The organism is Citrobacter sp. CK194 (genome assembly GCF_030333395.1).
In the GTDB taxonomy this organism is placed as follows: Bacteria; Pseudomonadota; Gammaproteobacteria; order Enterobacterales; family Enterobacteriaceae; genus Citrobacter_B; species Citrobacter_B koseri.
The window spans coordinates 223,905-245,134 of the sequence record NZ_JAOWGA010000015.1 but is presented as its reverse complement, the minus strand read 5'-3'; the positions used below and the strand labels follow the sequence as shown (position 1 = coordinate 245,134).

At 55.8% G+C, this 21,230-nt stretch carries 17 protein-coding genes and 1 tRNA gene; 11 read left to right on the top strand and 7 right to left on the bottom strand.

Annotation, left to right across the window (positions count from 1 at the left end):
- Positions 1-2 precede the first annotated feature (2 nt).
- From OGX80_RS06590 to OGX80_RS06580, 3 genes are all read right to left on the bottom strand, one after another.
- A complete protein-coding gene (locus tag OGX80_RS06590) occupies positions 3-752 on the bottom strand; it encodes a sugar phosphate isomerase/epimerase family protein (RefSeq protein ID WP_115180992.1) in 750 nt (249 codons plus the stop codon).
- 100 nt (positions 753-852) lie between these two features.
- Positions 853-1,869: a LacI family DNA-binding transcriptional regulator gene (locus OGX80_RS06585; protein WP_024131050.1), complete on the bottom strand. Its 1,017-nt coding sequence runs from the start codon at positions 1,867-1,869 to the stop codon at positions 853-855.
- Between the two features lie 148 nt (positions 1,870-2,017).
- The gene (locus OGX80_RS06580) at positions 2,018-2,680 is read right to left on the bottom strand and encodes an OmpA family lipoprotein (RefSeq protein WP_049008917.1); all 663 of its coding nucleotides are present in this window, start codon (positions 2,678-2,680) and stop codon (positions 2,018-2,020) included.
- A gap of 166 nt (positions 2,681-2,846) precedes the next feature.
- Here OGX80_RS06580 and OGX80_RS06575 point away from each other — a divergent pair, with 166 nt between their 5' ends.
- Positions 2,847-5,180, top strand: a complete 2,334-nt coding sequence (locus OGX80_RS06575; RefSeq protein WP_115180993.1) for a molybdopterin guanine dinucleotide-containing S/N-oxide reductase — start codon at positions 2,847-2,849, stop codon at positions 5,178-5,180.
- Here the strand turns inward: OGX80_RS06575 and OGX80_RS06570 are convergent.
- Positions 5,158-5,589 carry an N-acetyltransferase gene (locus OGX80_RS06570; protein ID WP_115180994.1) on the bottom strand — a complete coding sequence of 144 codons (432 nt, stop codon included), beginning with the start codon at positions 5,587-5,589 and terminating at the stop codon, positions 5,158-5,160. The genes OGX80_RS06575 and OGX80_RS06570 overlap by 23 nt on opposite strands.
- On the bottom strand, positions 5,567-6,148 hold the full coding sequence (gene tag / locus OGX80_RS06565; protein ID WP_058668258.1) for a DNA-3-methyladenine glycosylase I: 582 nt from the start codon (positions 6,146-6,148) through the stop codon (positions 5,567-5,569). The genes OGX80_RS06570 and tag overlap by 23 nt, the downstream gene beginning before the upstream one ends.
- A gap of 158 nt (positions 6,149-6,306) precedes the next feature.
- On the opposite strand from tag, the gene OGX80_RS06560 reads away from it, so the two are divergent.
- The 10 genes from OGX80_RS06560 to OGX80_RS06515 all read left to right on the top strand — a co-directional run bounded on the left by OGX80_RS06560 (position 6,307) and on the right by OGX80_RS06515 (position 18,529).
- Positions 6,307-7,011 carry an autotransporter outer membrane beta-barrel domain-containing protein gene (locus tag OGX80_RS06560; RefSeq protein ID WP_115180995.1) on the top strand — a complete coding sequence of 235 codons (705 nt, stop codon included), beginning with the start codon at positions 6,307-6,309 and terminating at the stop codon, positions 7,009-7,011.
- A gap of 252 nt (positions 7,012-7,263) precedes the next feature.
- Positions 7,264-8,466, top strand: coding sequence for an L-lactate MFS transporter (locus tag OGX80_RS06555; protein ID WP_233644198.1), 1,203 nt, complete (start codon positions 7,264-7,266; stop codon positions 8,464-8,466).
- 213 nt (positions 8,467-8,679) lie between these two features.
- Positions 8,680-10,371 carry a kdo(2)-lipid A phosphoethanolamine 7''-transferase gene (eptB, locus tag OGX80_RS06550; RefSeq protein ID WP_115180997.1) on the top strand — a complete coding sequence of 564 codons (1,692 nt, stop codon included), beginning with the start codon at positions 8,680-8,682 and terminating at the stop codon, positions 10,369-10,371.
- A gap of 91 nt (positions 10,372-10,462) precedes the next feature.
- Positions 10,463-10,539 (top strand) — tRNA-Pro (locus OGX80_RS06545).
- Between the two features lie 902 nt (positions 10,540-11,441).
- The gene (gene dppA, locus OGX80_RS06540) at positions 11,442-13,049 is read left to right on the top strand and encodes a dipeptide ABC transporter periplasmic-binding protein DppA (protein WP_012135678.1); all 1,608 of its coding nucleotides are present in this window, start codon (positions 11,442-11,444) and stop codon (positions 13,047-13,049) included.
- A gap of 196 nt (positions 13,050-13,245) precedes the next feature.
- The gene (gene dppB, locus OGX80_RS06535; protein ID WP_012135677.1) at positions 13,246-14,265 is read left to right on the top strand and encodes a dipeptide ABC transporter permease DppB; all 1,020 of its coding nucleotides are present in this window, start codon (positions 13,246-13,248) and stop codon (positions 14,263-14,265) included.
- A gap of 9 nt (positions 14,266-14,274) precedes the next feature.
- Positions 14,275-15,177: a dipeptide ABC transporter permease DppC gene (dppC, locus tag OGX80_RS06530; RefSeq protein ID WP_012135676.1), complete on the top strand. Its 903-nt coding sequence runs from the start codon at positions 14,275-14,277 to the stop codon at positions 15,175-15,177.
- Positions 15,178-15,187: 10 nt separating this feature from the next.
- Positions 15,188-16,171, top strand: coding sequence for a dipeptide ABC transporter ATP-binding protein (dppD, locus tag OGX80_RS06525; RefSeq protein ID WP_012135675.1), 984 nt, complete (start codon positions 15,188-15,190; stop codon positions 16,169-16,171).
- Complete coding sequence (dppF, locus tag OGX80_RS06520; RefSeq protein ID WP_049009744.1) at positions 16,168-17,172, top strand: dipeptide ABC transporter ATP-binding subunit DppF; 1,005 nt, start codon at positions 16,168-16,170, stop codon at positions 17,170-17,172. The genes dppD and dppF overlap by 4 nt, the downstream gene beginning before the upstream one ends.
- A gap of 154 nt (positions 17,173-17,326) precedes the next feature.
- Positions 17,327-18,529, top strand: coding sequence for a sigma-54 interaction domain-containing protein (locus tag OGX80_RS06515; RefSeq protein WP_115180999.1), 1,203 nt, complete (start codon positions 17,327-17,329; stop codon positions 18,527-18,529).
- Positions 18,530-18,562: 33 nt separating this feature from the next.
- On the opposite strand, the gene OGX80_RS06510 is transcribed toward OGX80_RS06515, so the two are convergent.
- Entirely contained in the window at positions 18,563-19,861 is a 1,299-nt protein-coding gene (locus OGX80_RS06510; protein ID WP_047460388.1) for an aromatic amino acid transport family protein, read from the bottom strand.
- A gap of 115 nt (positions 19,862-19,976) precedes the next feature.
- Positions 19,977-21,173 (bottom strand): methionine gamma-lyase, encoded by a 1,197-nt coding sequence (gene megL, locus OGX80_RS06505; protein ID WP_115181000.1) that lies wholly within the window; start codon positions 21,171-21,173, stop codon positions 19,977-19,979.
- Between the last annotated feature and the right edge of the window lie 57 nt (positions 21,174-21,230).

Below are 21,230 nucleotides of genomic sequence, written 5' to 3'. Positions count from 1 at the left end.
CGTTACTCCTCACGTAACAAATCGACGTAGCGACGAGTCACCGCCGTCAAATCTTGCCCTTCCAGTGGGAACTCAATACCGCGCGGTACATCAACAGGCAGCGCGTTCAGCAGCGCCAGCCAGCGGGGATCGGCGTCATCCGGCGCAACGGCGCGGAAACTGTCGTGATGGGGCGTGGCGGCTTTAACGTGGATATAGCCGACGGCGGGCGCCAGGTAGCGTGCGGCGTCTTCCGGCGAGTCGCCTACCCACAGCCAGTTCCCCATATCAAACGTCAGTCTGATGGGCAGGTTCTGTACCTGACAGGCGGCATTGAAGCGTTGCATCGGGCGCAATTTCCCGCAGGCGGTTTGATCATTTTCCACCACCAGCGCCATGCCGCTGCTCTCCAGCCAGTCACGCAGGGTGTCGAGCTGATCCTGGCGTTCAAAATGACCCAGCGACACTTTCAGCCACAGCGCTTGCAGCGTGCAGGCTTCCTGTAACAGGTCGGGAAGGTGGGGGTTGAGGCTGCCATCCTCCAGGAACAACGGTTCCGGCGCGGAGTAGCAGGCCAGCAGGCCGAAAATGTCAATGGCGGCCGCCAGCAGCGGGAGCGCGTTAAGCTCGGCGTCAGTGAACATTTCACGGCGAATCTCGACGCCATCCGCCCCCGCTCCGGCAATGATGGGCAGCATCGCGGTTTGCCCGCCTGCGGCACGCACCTGGTCGTAGCCATAGGCGGCGGTGACCACCATAATTTTTCTTTGCATGGGAACTCCAAATCTATCGCTCTTGCTATTACGCTAGATGGAACCGGTTCCAAAGAAAAGTGCAGTGTGTCGAAATTATGATCACCATCACGAAGGAAAATTAGCGGGCGGTGGAGCCGCGAACGATCAGCTCGCCGGAGAAAACCTGCTCGTGAATCGCGTCGCTGCCCCCTTCAATGCGGCGTACAACCTGCTCGACAGCGGCAAAACCAATTTGCCAGGTCGGCTGTTTCAGCGTGGTGATGCCGACGCCTGCCAGCTCTGCCCATTCCAGTTCGTCAAAACCGAGCAGGCCGATGTCGCTGCCCCAGTTAAGACCAATGCGTTTGAGCGAACGGGCGACCTGCAATGTGAGCGCGCCGTTAGCGGAGATCACGGCTTTGCGCATCCCCCGGTGCTGTTGATGAAAATGGCGCAGGGTGTTATCCAGTTGCGTATTTTCCGCCAGCGGCACCTCGGCGTTTTCCGCCACCACGCCAGGATAACGCGCCAGCGTCGCACGAAATGCGTTCAGGCGCTCGCGGCGGGTATTGACCATACCGAGCGGTTCGCTGAGAAACAGGATCGCCTCGAACCCTTGCTCAATGAGATGTTCGGTGGCGGTTGTTGCCGCCTGGGTGTTATCCAGACCCACGACATCGCAGGCGAAATCAGGGATTTTACGGTCAATCAGAACCATCGGCAGCGCCGACTGTTGCAGGCGGTTCAGCCCCTCCTCGCGCATCCCGACGGCGTTCACCACGATGCCTTCCACCTGGTAGCTGCGCAGCAGATCCAGATAGTGCAGTTCCTGATCCACCTCATTGTTGGTGTTACAGACCAGGGGAGTGAACCCTTTCTCGCGGCAGGCGGCTTCAATGCCGCTCAACACGTTAACGGAATAGGGGTTGGTAATATCGGCGATGATCAGGCCAATCAGGCGGGTACGACCGCGTTTCAGGCCTCTGGCCATCAGGCTTGGGCGATAGTCGAGTTCGGCAATGGCTTTTTCAATGCGCGCCAGCAGGGCATCGGACAGCAAATGCTTCTCACCGTTGAGGTAGCGTGAAATGCTGGTTTTTCCGGTTTTAGCGGCTTTCGCCACATCGCTGATGGTTGCCCGTGTTGATTTGCTCATCGCTGATTTCCCTGAATTTGGTGACAACACCTTAACGCGAAAATCAACGATGGCAAGCGCTTCATGCCGGATAAGAATGTAGGCCGGATAAGGCAAAGCCGCCATCCGGCGATGTGCCGGGTGGCGCTGTCGCCACCCGGCACAACGATTACTGCAACGGACTTAAGGTGATTTCCACGCGGCGGTTTTGCGCTTTACCTTCGGCGGTGCTGTTGCTGGCGATCGGGTTCGCCGGGCCCATGCCGCTGGTGCGGATGCGGTTGGCGGCAACGCCCTGGGTGATCAGCGCGCTGGCCACGGAGTCCGCGCGCTGCTGCGACAGACGCATGTTCAGATCCTGCCCGCCGGTACTGTCGGTGTAGCCCACTACGTTAACGGCGGTTTTGTTGTACTCTTTCAGCACCATCGCCACGCCGGTCAGCGTGTTGGCGCCCGCCGGTTTCAGGGTTGCGCTGCTGCTGTCGAAGGTGACGTTATTCGGCATATTCAGGATGATGTTATCGCCACTTCGCGTCACGCTCACGCCCGTTCCCTGCATTTTGTCACGCAGTTTCGCTTCCTGTACGTCCATGTAATAGCCAACGCCGCCGCCCAGCGCCGCGCCTGCCGCTGCGCCAATCAGCGCGCCTTTGCCGCGATCTTTCTTGGAAGAGGAGAGTGCGCCGACGCCTGCGCCGACCAGAGAACCAATGCCCGCGCCAATACCGGATTTACCCGCTTCGCGCTCGCCGGTGTAAGGGTTTGTTGTGCAGCCAGATACTGCCAGGGCGCCGCTCACGATAGCAGCAATGACCAAAACACGTTTTTTCATCTTAGTTCCTTAATGACTTTTTTATTTTTTCGCCACAGCGACGGTGGCGGTTGATTATGACGTGCGAACATGAAGAAAATTCCAGGGAAGACTCTTAAATTTGTAAGTAACATTGAGCGGCATAATAAATAAGCCGTCACACCTGCATCGCATTCAGGAGCGCATTTTGATCAACGCACCATCGCACTATTCGGTATTAACCGCCGCCCACTGGGGACCTGTCCGGGTCGACACTGACGGCGAGACGATTCTCGCGTCTCGCGGGGCGCTGCCCACTTCGCATCTCAATTCCCTGCAAACCGTCGTGCGCGACCAGGTTCACAGCCCTACCCGGGTGCGTTTCCCGATGGTGCGTAAAGGATTTCTCGCCTCGCCAGAGAAGCCACAGGGCGTGCGCGGTCAGGATGAATTTGTGCGGGTGAGTTGGGATGAGGCGTTGGATCTGATCCATACCCAGCACAAACGTATTCGTGAAACATATGGGCCGTCCTCGATTTTTGCCGGTTCTTATGGCTGGCGCTCGAATGGCGTGCTGCATAAAGCTTCCACCCTGTTGCAGCGTTATATGGCGCTGGCGGGCGGGTATACTGGGCATCTGGGGGATTACTCTACGGGGGCGGCGCAGGCCATCATGCCGTATGTGGTGGGCGGAAACGAAGTCTACCAGCAGCAGACCAGCTGGCCGGTTGTGCTGGAACACAGTGACGTGGTGGTGCTATGGAGCGCCAACCCGTTGAATACGCTAAAAATTGCCTGGAATGCGTCGGATGAGCAGGGCATTGCTTACTTTGCCGCGCTGCGCAACAGCGGGAAACGGCTGATCTGCATCGATCCAATGCGATCGGAAAGCGCAGCGTTCTTTGGCGATAAGATGGAGTGGATCGCCCCGCATATGGGGACTGACGTGGCGCTGATGCTGGGGATTGCGCATACGCTGGTAAAAAACGGCTGGCATGATGACGCGTTTCTGGCGCGCTGCACGACCGGTTACGAGACATTCGCCGACTATCTGCTGGGCGTGAGCGACGGCGTGGCGAAAACGGCGGAATGGGCGGCAGATATTTGCGGCGTATCCGCCGCTAAAATTCACGAACTGGCGGAACTCTTCCATAAAAACACCACTATGTTGATGTCTGGCTGGGGGATGCAGCGTCAGCAGTTCGGCGAGCAAAAACACTGGATGCTGGTAACGCTTGCCGCCATGTTAGGGCAAATTGGCACGCCCGGCGGCGGTTTTGGCCTCTCGTACCATTTCGCCAACGGGGGAAACCCGACGCGCCGCGCCGCCGTACTGGCTTCAATGCAGGGCAGTCTGCCAGGCGGCACCGATGCGGTAGACAAAATTCCGGTGGCGCGCATTGTCGAGGCGCTGGAGAATCCCGGCGCGCCCTATCAGCACAACGGTATGAACCGCCATTTCCCGGATATCCGCTTCGTCTGGTGGGCTGGCGGCGCGAACTTTACGCATCATCAGGATACCAACCGTCTGATTCGCGCCTGGCAAAAGCCGGAACTGGTGGTGATCTCCGAATGTTTCTGGACCGCTGCGGCGAAACATGCCGATATCGTGTTACCTGCCACGACCTCTTATGAACGTAACGACTTAACCATGACCGGCGACTACAGCAACCAGCATCTGGTGCCGATGAAGCAGGTTGTGCCGCCGCGTGATGAGGCCCGTAATGATTTTGACGTGTTTGCCGAACTGAGCGAGCGCTGGGAAACGGGCGGTCATGCGCGCTTTACCGAAGGGAAAAGCGAGCTTGAGTGGCTGGAAACCTTCTACAACATCGCCGGGCAACGCGGCGCCAGCCAGCAGGTGACGCTGCCGCCGTTTGCACAGTTCTGGGAAGCCAACGATCTGATTGAAATGCCGGAGAATGCGGCCAACGCGCAGTTTATCCGCTTTGCGGATTTCCGCCGCGACCCCGACGCGCATCCACTGAAAACGGACAGCGGCAAGATAGAGATCTACTCCCGGCGAATTGCGGACTACGGCTATGCGGACTGCCCAGGACACCCAATGTGGCTGGAGCCGGACGAATGGCACGGCAATGCCGAACCCGGTCAGCTACAGGTGCTGTCCGCCCATCCGGCGCATCGTCTGCACAGCCAGCTTAACTACAGCCAGCTTCGTGAACAGTATGCGGTGGCGGGGCGCGAACCGGTTACTCTGCATCCGCAGGATGCGCAGACGCGGGGCATTGCCGACGGCGACACGGTGCGGGTCTGGAATCACCGAGGACAAATTCTGGCGGGCGCGGTGGTGACGGAGGGCATTAGACCCGGCGTTATCTGCATTCATGAAGGGGCATGGCCGGATTTAGAGGTGTCGGCTGGCGGCATCTGTAAAAATGGCGCGGTAAACGTGTTGACCAAAGATCTCCCCAGTTCGCGACTGGGGAACGGCTGTGCGGGCAACACCGCGCTGGCGTGGATTGAAAAGTATACCGGCCCTTCGCTGACGCTTACGGCGTTTAATCCGCCTGCCAGCTCATAATCCATGTCGGATGCTGTGTATCTTCCTGCCATGCGCTGTCTTCGATACGAAAACCCAGCGCATGGTAGAAATTCACCGCCGACTGATTTTTCTGGTAAACCTCCAGGCTGAGCGCGGTAAAGCGCTGCTGAACATGCTGCACCAGCGCCTTGCCAATCCCGCGGCGGATCGCGTCCGGCGTGACAAACAGCGCGCCCAAAAAGCGCGCTTCCATCACGCTGGCAAAGCCCTTCAGTGAACCTGCTTCTTCCCACACCCAGGTCTGCGCGGCGGGCAGGTACACGTCACGCACTATCGGTTCGCTTTCGCGCCAGTAGCGCGCTTCGATAAACGGGTGGGCATAGATCGTGCTTTCCATCCAGAGCGTCAAAATTGATGCCATATCGTCAGTCCGGGATTCGCGAATCATGCTGACCTCCAGGATGGCAGAAACAGCCCGTGATATGGTCGTTGACCAGCCCGCACGCCTGCATAAAGGAGTAGCAAATGGTGGTGCCGACGAACTTGAAGCCGCGTTTTTTCAGCGCTTTTGCCAGCGCATCCGACGCGGGGGTTGAGGTGGGGATCTCGCTCAGGCTGGCGGCGCGCGTTACCTGCGGCTGGTTTTCGACAAAAGACCAGACGAATTCAGCAAACGGTTCGCCATTTTGCGCCATTGCGAGATATGCCCTGGCATTGCCGATGATGGCCTGAATTTTCCCCCGATGGCGAATAATACCCGCATCCTGCAACAGACGCTCAACGTCGTCTTCCTGCATCGCCGCGACGCGAACGGGATCAAAGTGGTGGAAGTTTGCGCGATAGTTTTCCCGTTTCTTCAGCACGGTGATCCAGGAAAGCCCCGCCTGCTGGCCTTCAAGGCAGATCATCTCGAACAGCTTTTTGCCGTCGGTTTCGGGAATGCCCCACTCCTTGTCGTGATAGGCGATGTATAGTGGGTCCTGACTGACCCATCCGCAACGCTGCATACTCTTCCTCGCTGTTTTGACTACCGCAAAAATTTCATTCGGCCCGCCTTGACGCGCCAGCTAAAAAGACAATATTTAATACAGGGCTAATAAGCCCTGGAACCGCCAAACAATGACAATAATATCGCCGAATTCGGCTCTTCTCTGGAGTCGCGTTGATGATTATAAAAAAATGCAGTGGTCGCCAGGTGTGGTGCTGCCTGGCGAGCGTTATCGTCTGTGCAATTTTCACTAACACAGCATATGCCTGGCAACAAGAATATATCGCTGATGCCGTATCGGGTCATACGACAGAACGCTATACATGGGACAGCGATCACCAACCAAGTTACAACGATATTCTGGCGGAGCGGATTCGGTCCAGCCAGAATGCGCCAGGCCCTGTGCTGAGTCTGGCCGATCAAACGCCACTGGATGCGACCAGCGGCATGAGCATGGGCTGGAATTTTCCGCTTGCCGGGCGCGTGACGACCGGGCCGGTCGCCAGCCTGCATTACGACGGCTCAACCACCTCGATGTTTAATGAATTTGGCGACAGCGTGACGGCGCAGGCGCTGACCGACCCTCTGTGGCATGCCAGCGTCAGTACGTTGGGCTGGCGGGTGAATTCGCAGTTTGGTGAGATCCGTCCCTGGGCGCAAATCAGCTATAACCAGCAATACGGCGAGAACATCTGGAAAGCGCAGTCGGGGCTGAGTCGAATGACGGCGGCGGATCAGAATGGCAACTGGCTGGATGTGACGGTGGGGGCGGATATGCTACTGAACCCGCATATCGCGGCGTATGCGGCGCTCTCTCAGGCAGATAACAGCGCAAGCAATAGCGACTATCTGTACACCCTGGGCGTTAGCGCCAGATTTTAACGAGAATACGCACGTAATAAAAACAAATTTTTTACAATTAAGTCTCTTTAATAACAAGGCGTACAGCGATAGTAGGTACTAACTGACCTTAAAAAAATCACGCCGCGCAGTCTTTGTCTCGTCATTCATTCCGCAATCCAGGCATTTCATTCCGTTCTGATGGCATTTCATGCCGTTTTTCCCCTGCATAAAAAGCACTTCGTTATTGTTGTCAGCAGTGAATTTCTCCTTTGTTTATGCAGGAAGACTGCCATGAAAACTTCTGATTATCAGCGTACCCGTTGGCTGACGCTTATCGGCACCATCATCACACAATTTGCGTTAGGTTCTGTTTACACCTGGAGCCTGTTTAATGGCGCGCTCTCTGCGAAACTGGATGAGCCCGTCAGCCAGGTGGCCTTTTCATTTGGCTTGTTGAGCCTGGGACTGGCGATCTCCTCTTCCGTGGCGGGTAAATTACAGGAACGTTTCGGCGTAAAACGCGTCACGATGGCGTCAGGTGTTTTACTGGGCATCGGCTTCTTTTTAACGGCGCATTCCAACAACCTTATGATGCTGTGGCTGAGCGCCGGGGTGCTGGTTGGCCTGGCGGACGGGGCGGGATACCTGTTAACGCTGTCTAACTGCGTAAAATGGTTCCCGGAACGTAAAGGGCTGATTTCCGCCTTCTCGATTGGTTCTTATGGCCTCGGTAGCCTCGGCTTCAAATTCATCGACAGCCAGCTGCTGGCGACGGTCGGTCTGGAAAAGACATTTATGATCTGGGGCGCGATTGTGCTGGTGATGATTGTCTTTGGTTCAACACTGATGAAAGACGCGCCGAATCAGGATGTTAAAGCGGTAAACGGGGTGGTGGAAAACGACTTCACCCTGGCGCAGTCCATGCGTAAACCGCAGTACTGGATGCTGGCGGTGATGTTCCTGACGGCCTGCATGAGCGGTCTGTATGTCATCGGCGTGGCGAAAGACATTGCTCAGGGGCTGGCGCATATGGATGTTGCTTCGGCGGCCAACGCGGTCACGGTGATTTCCATCGCTAACCTGTCAGGCCGTCTGGTGCTGGGCATTCTGTCTGACAAAATCGCCCGTATCCGCGTGATTACCCTCGGTCAGGTTGTCTCGCTGGTCGGGATGGCGGCGTTACTGTTCGCGCCGCTGAATGATGTGACGTTCTTTGCCGCGATTGCCTGCGTCGCCTTTAACTTCGGCGGTACGATCACGGTATTCCCGTCGCTGGTGAGCGAGTTCTTTGGCCTGAATAACCTGGCGAAAAACTACGGCGTGATTTACCTGGGCTTTGGGATTGGCAGTATTTGTGGGTCGATTATCGCCTCGCTGTTCGGTGGGTTCTACGTCACCTTCTGCGTTATTTTCGCTCTGCTGATCCTCTCTCTGGCGCTCTCGACCACGATTCGCCAGCCTCAGCGCCGCGTCTTTAAAGAGGCTCACGCCTGATTTTATTCATCATTTAACCACTTCCCGGCCCGGATATTTTTGTAAATATCCGGGCCGCTTGCTTATTCTTCCGACACTTTTACGCTTCCCTGTGGTCTACATACCCGCGCGTGTAGACTGTCTGACATCTGCTGTTACCGCATTTATCCACCTGCCCGGTCTGGAATGGCCTTTTGCGGGTGGTTTTTATCCCGATTTCCAGGGTTTGCTTGCATGAAATACATTAAATCGATGACGCAGCAGAAGCTGAGCTTCTTGCTTGCGCTCTATATCGGCCTGTTTATGAATTGCGCAGTGTTTTACCGCCGGTTCGGTAGCTATGCGCAGGAATTTACCGTCTGGAAAGGCCTCTCGGCAGTGGTTGAACTTGGGGCCACGGTTCTCGCCACGTTCTTCTTACTCCGTCTGCTTTCCCTGTTTGGTCGCCGCGCCTGGCGGGTTCTGGCTACGCTGGTGGTGCTGTTCTCCGCGAGCGCCAGCTATTACATGACCCTCCTGAACGTGGTGATCGGCTACGGCATTATTGCCTCCGTGATGACCACGGATATCGATTTATCGAAAGAGGTCGTCGGCTGGCACTTCATTTTGTGGCTGGTGGCGGTGAGCATTCTGCCGCTGGTCTTTATCTGGAGTAACCGCTGTCGTTACACCCTGCTGCGGCAGTTACGCACGCCGGGCCAGCGCGTTCGCAGCGTGGCGGCGGTGGTTCTGGCTGGGGTGATGGTGTGGGCGCCGATTCGCCTGCTCGACGTTCAGCAAAAGAATGTTGAACGAACAACGGGTATCGATTTGCCGAGCTATGGCGGCGTGGTGGCGAACTCTTATTTACCGTCGAATTGGCTGTCGGCTTTAGGGCTGTACGCCTGGGCGCAGGTGGATGAGTCGTCGGATAATAACTCGCTGATGAACCCGGCGAAGAAGTTTACCTATGTTGCGCCAGAAGGCATTGATGACACGTATGTTGTGTTTATCATCGGCGAAACCACGCGTTGGGATCATATGGGCATCTTCGGCTACGAGCGGAATACGACGCCGAAGCTGGCGCAGGAAAAAAATCTCGCGGCGTTCCGGGGTGAGTCGTGTGATACCGCGACCAAACTTTCGCTGCGCTGTATGTTTGTGCGCGAGGGTGGCGCGTCGGAGAATCCGCAGCGTACGCTGAAAGAGCAAAACATTTTTGCGGTGCTGAAGCAGTTAGGGTTTAGCGCCGATCTGTATGCGATGCAGAGCGAAATGTGGTTCTACAGCAATACGATGGCGGATAACATTGCCTACCGTGAGCAAATCGGCGCGGAGCCGCGCAACCGGGGTAAGACGGTTGATGATATGTTGCTGGTGGATGAAATGCAGCGTTCGTTAGCGCAAACCCCTGACGGGAAACACCTGATCGTAATGCATACCAAAGGGTCGCATTATAACTATACGCAGCGTTATCCCCGCAGCTTTGCGCAGTGGACGCCGGAGTGTGTCGGTGTTGACGATGGTTGCACAAAAGCGGAGATGATCAACTCTTACGATAACTCGGTGAGCTATGTTGATCACTTTATTACCCGCGTGTTCGATCAGCTGCGCGATAAGAAAGCCATTGTGTTTTACGCCGCCGATCACGGCGAGTCGATCAATGAGCGCGAGCATTTGCACGGCACGCCGCGCAAGATGGCGCCGCCAGAACAGTTCCGGGTGCCAATGCTGGTGTGGATGTCGGATAAGTATCTGGAGAACCCGCAGCATGCGCAGATGCTTGCGCGCCTGCAACAGGCGGCGGCGATGAAAACGCCGCGCCGTCATGTGGAGCTGTATGACACGGTGATGGGATGTCTCGGCTACACCTCGCCAGATGGCGGAATTAACAAAAACAACGACTGGTGCCATATTCCGGCTGAACAGAATGCAGCGGTGCAGTAAGCGGTCTGCTGACTTTCTCGCCGATTGAATGGCATTTTCAAACTAAGGGATTGACGGGCGCGCACCTGAGCAGTAAGATGCGCCCCGCATTCGGTGATTGGCGCAGCCTGGTAGCGCACTTCGTTCGGGACGAAGGGGTCGGAGGTTCGAATCCTCTATCACCGACCAATTCAGAAAAGCCAGCCTACGGGCTGGCTTTTTGCTGCCTGGAATTCAGCATTGTAGGCCTGATAAGCGAAGCGCCATCAGGCAGGATCGGTCGCCCACTTTCGGTAACGCCGGATGGCGGCGCAGGCGCCTTATCCGGCCTACGGCTCAGCATTGTAGGCCTGATAAGCGCAGCGCCATCAGGCAGGATTGGTAGCCCACTTTCGGCAATGCCGGATGGCGGCGCAGGCGCCTTATCCGGCCTACGGCTCAGCATTGTAGGCCTGCGCCATCAGGCAGGATCGGTCGCTCACTTTCGGCAACGCCGGATGGCGGCGCAAGCGCCTTATCCGGCCTACGGCGATTTCACCATTGGCAAAAAATGTGCATCACTTCTCACTGTTTGTTCACGTTTTTGTGACATATTCCATTGTCTTTTTTTATCTTTGCTTAAATTTTTTTTTGCGTTACTTATGGCTGAGCCCAGCATTTTCCGCTGTGCGTTTTAGCGTTCGTGATATTAATCGCTCAGATATGCAGCATTTCGTCAGAAATTTTTCACAATCTGCACAAACGTTAATCACCAAATGTTGCGAAATATGAAGCGATTAATTCTGGTGTTAACGGAGTAGCACAAATTTCCCTGCTGAAAATAGTCGTTTGAAGTTTTTTTAATCTTTGTTTGTGAATTCTCACCGTTGTTGTAAATCATGGTTGCCTGTATTGACGTTTTCACATTCTGTTGACAGATTGTAGGGCATGAGGGGCATTTCATGGAGAATCCGCACTGCAACTCAGGCGCTTATGTGAACGGAATCCCCATCCTCTTAACGCCGACCCGGCCGGGTAAAAAACAAAAAAGGCCAGGCGGTGCAAACCCACTGCAAAGGGTAAAACAACAACATCACATTTGGAGCAGAAGAATGAGTATTTCCTTGAAGAAGTCAGGGATGCTGAAGCTTGGTCTGAGCCTGGTGGCCATGACCGTCGCAGCAAGTGTACAGGCTAAAACTCTGGTTTATTGTTCAGAAGGTTCTCCAGAAGGCTTCAACCCGCAGCTGTTTACCTCCGGCACCACCTATGACGCCAGCTCAGTACCTATCTATAACCGTCTGGTGGAATTTAAAATCGGTACAACCGAAGTTATTCCAGGCCTCGCTGAAAAGTGGGATGTCAGCGAAGACGGCAAAACCTACACCTTCCACCTGCGTCAGGGCGTGAAGTGGCAGGACAGCAAAGACTTTAAACCGACGCGCGATTTCAACGCCGATGACGTGGTGTTCTCGTTCGATCGTCAGAAAAATGCTGAAAACCCGTACCACAAAGTGTCTGGCGGCAGCTATGAATACTTCGAAGGGATGGGTCTGCCAGACCTGATAAGCGAAGTGAAGAAAGTGGACGATAGCACCGTTCAGTTCGTGCTGACCCGTCCAGAAGCGCCGTTCCTCGCTGACCTGGCGATGGACTTCGCCTCCATCCTCTCTAAAGAATATGCTGACAACATGCTGAAAGCCGGTACGCCGGAGAAAGTGGATCTGAACCCAATCGGTACGGGGCCGTTCCAGCTGTTGCAGTACCAGAAAGACTCCCGCATTCTGTATAAAGCGTTTGATGGTTTCTGGGGCACCAAGCCGCAGATCGACCGTCTGGTGTTCTCCATTACGCCTGACGCGTCCGTGCGTTACGCCAAGCTACAGAAAAATGAGTGCCAGGTGATGCCGTACCCGAACCCGGCGGACATCGCGCGCATGAAGCAGGACAAAAACATCAACCTGATGGAGCAGGCGGGTCTGAACGTCGGCTACCTCTCTTTCAACACCGAGAAGAAACCGTTTGATGACGTGAAAGTCCGTCAGGCGCTGACCTACGCGGTGAACAAAGAGGCGATCATTAAAGCGGTTTATCAGGGCGCGGGCGTTGAAGCCAAGAACCTGATTCCGCCGACCATGTGGGGCTATAACGACGACGTTAAAGACTACAACTACGATCCAGAAAAAGCCAAAGCGCTGCTGAAAGAAGCGGGCCAGGATAAAGGCTTCACCGTTGAACTGTGGGCGATGCCGGTACAGCGTCCGTACAACCCGAACGCTCGCCGTATGGCTGAGATGATTCAGGCTGACTGGGCGAAGATTGGCGTACAGGCCAAGATTGTCACCTACGAGTGGGGTGAATACCTCAAGCGTGCGAAGTCAGGCGAACACCAGGCGGTGATGATGGGCTGGACCGGTGATAACGGGGACCCGGATAACTTCTTCGCGACCCTGTTTAGCTGCGCTGCGGCGAAAGACGGTTCCAACTACTCTCGCTGGTGCTACAAGCCGTTTGAAGACTTGATTCAACCGGCGCGCGCTACTGACGACCACAACAAGCGTGTTGAACTCTACAAACAGGCTCAGGTGGTGATGCATGACCAGGCGCCTGCGCTGATCATCGCTCACTCCACCGTGTACGAACCTGTGCGTAAAGAAGTCAAAGGCTATGTGGTTGATCCTCTGGGCAAACACCACTTTGAAAACGTCTCTGTCGAATAATTAAAAGCCAGGGGTGCCTGAGCACCCCATGCCTGGCGGCGCTGCGTTTGCACGAACCTACGATCGTAGGCCGGGTAAGCGCAGCGCCACCCGGCGTAATGCTTTACCCCACGGCGGTGTATGCCGTGGGATAAGATTTGTGAGCAATACAGACGCACTGTCACCAGGCGGCGCGTCATTAGAGAGAATCCGGGTTATGTTGCAGTTCATCCTCCGACGTTTGGGACTCGTCATCCCCACGTTTATCGGTATCACCCTTCTCACCTTTGCCTTCGTCCATATGATCCCGGGCGATCCGGTCATGATCATGGCAGGTGAGCGTGGTATCTCTCCTGAGCGTCATGCTCAACTGCTGGCTGAACTCGGTCTGGATAAACCGATGTGGCAGCAGTACCTCCATTACATCTGGGGGGTGATGCATGGCGATTTGGGCATCTCGCTGAAAAGCCGTTTGCCGGTGTGGGACGAGTTCGTGCCTCGCTTTAAAGCGACGCTGGAACTTGGCGTCTGCGCCATGATTTTCGCCACCGCAGTAGGGATTCCGGTCGGCGTGCTGGCCGCCGTGAAGCGCGGTTCCATTTTCGATCATACCGCTGTTGGCCTGGCGCTGACCGGTTACTCTATGCCTATCTTCTGGTGGGGCATGATGCTGATCATGCTGGTATCGGTGCAATGGAACCTGACGCCGGTTTCCGGGCGCGTCAGCGATATGGTGTTCCTTGATGACTCCAATCCGTTAACCGGCTTTATGCTGATTGACACGGCTATCTGGGGCGAAGAGGGCAACTTTATTGATGCTGTCGCGCACATGATCCTGCCTGCGATGGTGCTCGGTACGATACCGCTGGCGGTTATCGTGCGTATGACCCGCTCCTCCATGCTGGAAGTGCTGGGTGAAGATTATATCCGTACCGCGCGCGCCAAAGGTCTCACAAGGATGCGCGTCATCATCGTACACGCGCTGCGTAACGCGATGCTGCCGGTCGTGACCGTGATCGGTTTGCAGGTAGGGACGCTGCTGGCAGGGGCGATCCTGACCGAAACCATCTTCTCGTGGCCTGGCCTTGGCCGTTGGCTGATTGATGCGCTGCAACGACGCGATTATCCGGTTGTACAGGGCGGGGTGTTACTGGTAGCGACGATGATTATTCTCGTCAACCTGCTGGTCGACCTGCTGTACGGCGTGGTGAACCCGCGTATTCGTCATAAGAAGTAAGGGGCCATCATGTCACAGGTTACTGAAAATAAAGTTATCTCTGCACCGGTGCCGATGACCCCGTTGCAGGAGTTCTGGCACTATTTTAAACGCAATAAGGGTGCGGTTGTCGGTCTGGCGTATGTCGTCATCATGATCCTGATTGCGGTGTTCGCGAACGTCATTGCGCCGTATAACCCGGCAGATCAGTTCCGCGATGTGCTGCTGGCGCCGCCTGCGTGGCAGGAAGGCGGCAGTATCGCGCACCTGCTGGGAACGGATGATGTCGGTCGCGATGTGCTGTCGCGCCTGATGTATGGCGCACGTCTGTCGCTGCTGGTGGGCTGCCTGGTGGTGGTGCTGTCGCTGGTGATGGGGATTGTGCTCGGCCTGGTTGCGGGTTACTTCGGCGGCATTGTTGATAACATCATCATGCGCGTCGTCGATATCATGCTGGCGCTGCCAAGCCTGCTGCTGGCGCTGGTGCTGGTGGCGATCTTTGGCCCCTCTATCGGTAACGCCGCGCTGGCGCTGACCTTTGTGGCGCTCCCGCACTACGTGCGTCTGACCCGCGCCGCCGTGCTGGTGGAGGTGAACCGCGATTACGTTACCGCTTCCCGCGTGGCGGGCGCAGGCGCGATGCGCCAGATGTTCGTCAATATCTTCCCGAACTGCCTTGCGCCGCTGATCGTTCAGGCGTCGCTCGGTTTCTCTAACGCTATTCTCGATATGGCCGCCCTGGGCTTCCTCGGCATGGGTGCGCAGCCGCCGACACCGGAGTGGGGCACCATGCTCTCCGACGTGTTGCAGTTCGCACAAAGTGCCTGGTGGGTCGTGACCTTCCCGGGTCTGGCGATCCTGCTGACGGTGCTGGCATTTAACCTGATGGGTGACGGTCTGCGTGACGCGCTCGATCCCAAACTGAAGCAGTAAGAGGTTCGAGATGGCGTTATTAAACGTAGATAAATTATCGGTGCACTTCGGTGACGAAGGTACGCCGTTTCGCGCGGTAGACCGCGTAAGCTACAGCGTAAATCAGGGCGAAGTCGTTGGTATTGTCGGTGAGTCCGGCTCCGGTAAATCGGTTAGCTCGCTGGCGATTATGGGGCTGATTGACTTCCCGGGCCGCGTGATGGCGGAAAAACTGGAATTCAACGGCCAGGACTTGCAGCGCATCTCTGAGAAAGAGCGCCGCAACCTGGTGGGCGCGGAAGTGGCGATGATCTTCCAGGACCCGATGACCAGCCTGAACCCGTGCTACACCGTAGGTTTCCAGATTATGGAAGCGATTAAGGTGCATCAGGGCGGCAACAGGAAAACCCGTCGGCAGCGGGCGATTGACCTGCTGACTCAGGTGGGGATTCCCGATCCGGCGTCGCGTCTGGATGTCTATCCGCACCAGTTGTCCGGTGGGATGAGCCAGCGCGTGATGATTGCCATGGCGATTGCCTGTCGTCCGAAACTGCTGATTGCCGATGAACCGACCACTGCGCTGGACGTGACCATCCAGGCGCAAATCATCGAACTGTTGCTGGAATTGCAGCAGAAAGAAAATATGGCGCTGGTGCTGATTACTCACGATCTGGCGCTGGTGGCGGAAGCCGCGCATAAAATCATCGTAATGTATGCCGGACAGGTGGTAGAGACAGGGGCGGCGCACGATATCTTCCGCGCGCCGCGTCATCCGTATACGCAGGCGTTGCTGCGCGCACTGCCGGAATTCGCGCAGGATAAAGCGCGCCTGGCGTCGCTGCCGGGCGTGGTGCCGGGAAAATATGACCGCCCGAACGGTTGTCTGTTGAACCCGCGCTGCCCGTATGCCACGGATAAGTGCCGTAGCGAAGAGCCGGATCTGAATCTGCTCGGCGATGGCCGCCAGTCCAAATGCCACTATCCACTCGATGATGCCGGGAGGCCCACACTATGAGTACGCACGAGGCTACCTTGCAACAGCCGCTGTTGCAGGCCATCGATTTGAAAAAACACTACCCGGTGAAGAAGGGGCTGTTTGCGCCCGAGCGCCTGGTAAAAGCGCTGGATGGCGTATCGTTCACCCTTGAGCGCGGTAAAACGCTGGCGGTCGTGGGCGAGTCCGGCTGCGGGAAATCCACGCTGGGCCGCCTGCTGACGATGATTGAAACGCCGACCGGCGGAGAACTGTATTATCAGGGGCAGGATCTGCTCAGGCACGATCCGCAGGCGCAAAAACTGCGTCGGCAGAAAATCCAGATTGTGTTCCAGAACCCGTATGGTTCGCTGAACCCGCGTAAGAAAGTGGGGCAGATTCTGGAAGAGCCGCTGCTGATCAACACCTCGCTCAGCAAAGAGCAGCGTCGTGAAAAAGCGCTGGCGATGATGGCGAAAGTCGGCCTTAAAACCGAGCATTACGATCGCTACCCGCACATGTTTTCCGGCGGCCAGCGTCAACGTATTGCTATCGCCCGCGGTCTGATGCTTGACCCGGACGTGGTGATCGCCGATGAACCGGTCTCCGCGCTGGACGTTTCCGTGCGCGCGCAGGTGTTGAACCTGATGATGGATTTGCAGCAGGAGCTGGGGCTGTCTTACGTCTTTATCTCGCACGACCTGTCGGTGGTCGAACACATTGCCGATGAGGTGATGGTGATGTATCTCGGCCGCTGCGTGGAGAAAGGGACGAAGGAGCAGATCTTTACCAACCCGCGCCATCCGTATACGCAGGCGCTGCTCTCCGCGACGCCGCGTTTGAACCCGGATGACCGCCGCGAGCGCATCAAGCTGACCGGCGAGCTGCCAAGCCCGCTGAATCCGCCGCCGGGCTGCGCCTTCAACGCCCGTTGCCGTCGTCGCTTTGGCCCCTGCACCCAGTTGCAGCCGCAGCTTAAAGATTACGGCGGTCAACTGGTGGCCTGTTTCGCCGTCGATCAGGATGAGAACCCACAGCAATAACTGTTGGTTATTGCCTCATAACCGGAGCCTTGTGCTCCGGTTTTTTTATATTCCTTTTTTGGCTCCACAATGTGAGTCCATCGGCAGAACATTATCCCATAGCGACTAGAATGTAAGCAGATTTCTGATTGCCACAGAAATATCTGGAGCCAACGTGGTCACGATACGCTGGGATATTAAAACAATCGATCGTCTGTCTATGGTTGAGGATGTCCTCAAGGAGTTTTCCTGCCGCGATATTAATATTATCTCCATGAAGGTCACACCAGGTCGGATTCTGATTAAATCCTGGTGCCGCCAGTTGCAGGATATTTCCAGCGTCCAGACCTGCCTCAATCAACATGCCGACATTATTAATGTCGCTTATCTCTCTGAGAATCTTTCTGAACTGACCACGCCCGAACTGACGCGACCGCGCTATTTCTCCGACATTATCTGTAGCAGCCAGAGTATGCAGGTGCTGATTGAAAAAGCGCTAAAAATCGCTGACAGCAAATATACCGTCCTGATCCGTGGTGAGACCGGCACGGGTAAAGAGTTGCTGGCGCGCGCCATTCATAATTCCGGGCAGCGGCGCTTTTATCCGTTTATCCCCGTCAACTGCTCAACGCTGCCTGAGGCATTGATGGAGAGCGAACTTTTTGGTTATGAAAAAGGGGCGTTCAGCGGTGCGGACGGCAGAGGGAAAAAAGGGTTGTTTGAAATGGCGGATAAGGGAACGCTGTTTCTTGATGAATTTGGCGAAATGCCGCTGAATTTACAGGCCAAGCTGCTGCGGGTGCTTCAGGACGGCGGAATCCGCCGCGTCGGCGGGGCGCAGGTGATCCCGGTTAACGCGCGTATTATTGTCGCCACCAACGCGAACCTGGAAGAGATGGTCGAACAGCGCCTGCTGCGCGCCGATCTCTGGTATCGCATTAACGTACTGACGCTCACGATTCCGCCGTTGCGCGAGCGCCCTTCGGATATCACTTTACTGATTCGCCATTTTGTACAGAAATATGCCAAAGAGTTTCAACGGCGGCTGATACTGGACAAAGCCTGTTTTGAGTCACTGCGTCACCACCACTGGCCGGGCAACGTTCGCGAACTGGAGAACACCATTATCCGTCTGATGCTGATGTCAGAAAGTGATGTCATCACCTGCAATGATTTGGGGCTTTCAACGGTGTCACAAGCGTTGCCGGGGCATCCCGACCGCCCCTTCAAAGAGCAGGTGCAACATGCTGAGCGGCAGCTGATTGAGCAGATGGTGGAAGAGAATGTCTCCTCCCGGCATATCGCAAAAGCGTTGGGGGTTTCGCACACGACGGTGCTGAATAAAATACGCAGCTACCAACTGGAAGGGGTGAGTTAAGCGCCGCCAGGAACCGACGGCGCACGGAACACGTTATTCAATCAGCTTCAGGAGCGGCGACAGGCACAGCAAAATCCCATACAGCAGAATCAGCCAGGTTTTCAGGCCGCGCAGTTTTTCCAGTTGCGTGACTTTATAGATCAGGAAAAAAGGGATGATGCACGACACAATGCCGTACAGCGGGCTACCCAACTGGAAGAACACCAGCACCGAGACGCGGAACGATACCCAAATGACCAGCGTGATAACGATAAAGGTACAGATGCCAAGCGTCAGTACCAGCGGATTGATCTTCTCCACGTCGATAACCCGGCTCAGCACGTTGAGAATGATGCCCTTAATCGCTTCATGAAAACCCAGGTAAATACCGAAGAAGGCGGTGAGAACCGCAAAGATATTCAGTACCGTTGAGGTGAAATGAATGATCTGTCCGGGAATGACCTGCGCAGCCAATGCCAGCGCGGAGATATTCTGCTCAAAGGCGGAAACGGCTTCTTCGTGGCTGATGGAGAAGGTAAACGAAAACGAGAAGAACAGGATCACGGCAATCAGCGTGATATAGCTGATGCGGTGGGTACGAATGGCCATGCGCGTCGCCAGCACTCTGTCGGCTTCTCGTTTGCGGTAGGCAATGTTCATTGGGTTCAGTACCTGAATAAACACCGCCGAGAAAAAACAGAAGGGGACGGTGAGCAGCACATCGCGGAAGAAGACCGACGCCTGCGGGAAGGCCGTAATATTGCTGAAGTTCCAGTGCGGAATCATCGCGAAACCGAAGATCAGGATGATGCCTACTTTCACCACCACCATAGGGCCGGAGATTTTAAACAGCAGCTTTTCTCCACCGGAGGCGATAGCGACCAGTACGGCGAAGATCGCCACTTTATAGAGGATGGACTGCGAGAGATCGGCATCGGTCAGACCGAAGGTTTTAATGTACGACGCGCTGTCGAAAACCACGGATAAAGAGTAGATAAAAATGCCGTGGATAATCATCAAAAAGTAGATCACGCCGAGGAAGACGCCCCAGTTTTTCCCCAGGTAATGACTGATAATATCGGTGTAGTCATTACAAGTTTCACTTTCTGATAACGTCTTTAAGTAAATATCCTGCACGATATAGGTTGCGGGGTAGGCGATAATAAACGCGGTGATAAAGACCCAAATTCCTTTTAGCCCAATCTGTACCGGCATCAGCACCGTTCCGGCGCCAATGGCCATGCCGATACATAACAGCACCCAGCCAAAATCGTATTTCGTAAACGGTAGTTTTTTTGAGAACGCTGCGGTGGTCGCTTTACTGTTGCTTAATTGTAATGTGTTGTCCTGCATAGAGCCCCCTGCCCAAAATACGCGTCACCCCGGGAAGGATGATGCGTATAGCCAGGCCGTTGTGCCTTGATTCTCAACAGCCGGAGCCGACGCAGGCCAGCTCCGACCGTAATGGTCAGAATGTCGCCTTTCTGATGGCGTGTTCAAGGTCGTTAATAATATCTTCTGGATCTTCAAGACCCACAGAAAGGCGGATAAGCCCGTCGGTAATACCTGCTTTAAGCCGTTCCTCTGGCGCAACAGGCGAATGTGTCATAGACGCAGGGTGCTGAATGAGGGTTTCGGTATCACCGAGACTGACCGCGAGGAGGCACAATTCTACCGAATTGATCATGCGTCTGCCAGCCTCCAGGCCACCCGCGATTTCGAAGCTGATAATGCCGCCGGGCAGGCTCATCTGGCGTCTGCCAAGTTCATACTGCGGGTGCGAAGGAAGCCCCGGATACCAGACGTGGGTAATCTTCGGATGGCTTTCCAGGAAACGGGCGATTTTCAGCGCGTTCTCGCAGTGGCGCTCCATGCGAATCCCCAGCGTCTTCACGCCGCGCAGCGTCAGCCAGGCGTTAAAGGGGCTCATGCAGCCGCCGGTGATATCCTTCAGCCCGATAAACCGCGCCTGATCGACAAACTCCTGCTTGCCGACGATGACTCCGCCAATAACATCCCCGTGTCCGTTGATGTATTTCGTGACGCTGTGAACCACGATATCGGCTCCCTGGAGCAGGGGTTGCTGGCAGTACGGCGACATAAAGGTGTTATCCACAACCAACAGCACGCCCCGCTGATGGGCGATCCCGGCGACCGTTTCGATGTCGACCAGGGAGAGCGTTGGGTTGGCGGGCGTTTCGATGTACACCACTTTGGTTTCCGGGCGGATGGCTTCGCGGATCTCATCCGGGTTGGCGGCATTAACGAAACTCACGTCAATACCGAACTTCGGTATGCTGTGCGACAAAAATGCGTGCGTGCAGCCATAAATCGCGCTGGCTGAGACAATGTGATCGCCCTGCTCACAGAGCGTCAGCAGCGTGGTGGTGATGGCGGAAATGCCGGACGCGGTCGCCAGCGCCGCTTCGCCTCTTTCCAGTACCGCCAGCTTTTTCTCCAGCGCGTCCGTCGTGGGGTTGCCCAGGCGGGTGTAAATGTACCCGGACTCTTCGAGCGCAAAGCGGGCGGCCCCCTGTTCGGCGCTGTCGAAAACAAACGTCGACGTCTGGAAGATTGGCGTACTGAGCGCGCCAGTTGAAGGATCGGGTTGTTGCCCCGCGTGAACGATCTGGGTGTTGAATCCGTAAGTACGACAGTCAGACATGATATCTCCTTTGATTCGGAACAGAACAGCTCACACTCAAATAGCAATCGCTGTGCC

What these genes read in the sequence shown, in the direction of transcription:
- tag (WP_058668258.1), bottom strand. Translation starts at nt 6,148, where the DNA reads ATGCAGCGTTGCGGATGGGTCAGTCAGGACCCACTATACATCGCCTAT.
- OGX80_RS06570 (WP_115180994.1), bottom strand. Translation starts at nt 5,589, where the DNA reads ATGATTCGCGAATCCCGGACTGACGATATGGCATCAATTTTGACGCTC.
- eptB (WP_115180997.1), top strand. Translation starts at nt 8,680, where the DNA reads ATGAAATACATTAAATCGATGACGCAGCAGAAGCTGAGCTTCTTGCTT.
- OGX80_RS06590 (WP_115180992.1), bottom strand. Translation starts at nt 752, where the DNA reads ATGCAAAGAAAAATTATGGTGGTCACCGCCGCCTATGGCTACGACCAG.
- dppD (WP_012135675.1), top strand. Translation starts at nt 15,188, where the DNA reads ATGGCGTTATTAAACGTAGATAAATTATCGGTGCACTTCGGTGACGAA.
- dppA (WP_012135678.1), top strand. Translation starts at nt 11,442, where the DNA reads ATGAGTATTTCCTTGAAGAAGTCAGGGATGCTGAAGCTTGGTCTGAGC.
- OGX80_RS06585 (WP_024131050.1), bottom strand. Translation starts at nt 1,869, where the DNA reads ATGAGCAAATCAACACGGGCAACCATCAGCGATGTGGCGAAAGCCGCT.
- OGX80_RS06510 (WP_047460388.1), bottom strand. Translation starts at nt 19,861, where the DNA reads ATGCAGGACAACACATTACAATTAAGCAACAGTAAAGCGACCACCGCA.
- OGX80_RS06560 (WP_115180995.1), top strand. Translation starts at nt 6,307, where the DNA reads ATGATTATAAAAAAATGCAGTGGTCGCCAGGTGTGGTGCTGCCTGGCG.
- OGX80_RS06555 (WP_233644198.1), top strand. Translation starts at nt 7,264, where the DNA reads ATGAAAACTTCTGATTATCAGCGTACCCGTTGGCTGACGCTTATCGGC.
- dppC (WP_012135676.1), top strand. Translation starts at nt 14,275, where the DNA reads ATGTCACAGGTTACTGAAAATAAAGTTATCTCTGCACCGGTGCCGATG.
- OGX80_RS06580 (WP_049008917.1), bottom strand. Translation starts at nt 2,680, where the DNA reads ATGAAAAAACGTGTTTTGGTCATTGCTGCTATCGTGAGCGGCGCCCTG.
- megL (WP_115181000.1), bottom strand. Translation starts at nt 21,173, where the DNA reads ATGTCTGACTGTCGTACTTACGGATTCAACACCCAGATCGTTCACGCG.
- dppF (WP_049009744.1), top strand. Translation starts at nt 16,168, where the DNA reads ATGAGTACGCACGAGGCTACCTTGCAACAGCCGCTGTTGCAGGCCATC.
- dppB (WP_012135677.1), top strand. Translation starts at nt 13,246, where the DNA reads ATGTTGCAGTTCATCCTCCGACGTTTGGGACTCGTCATCCCCACGTTT.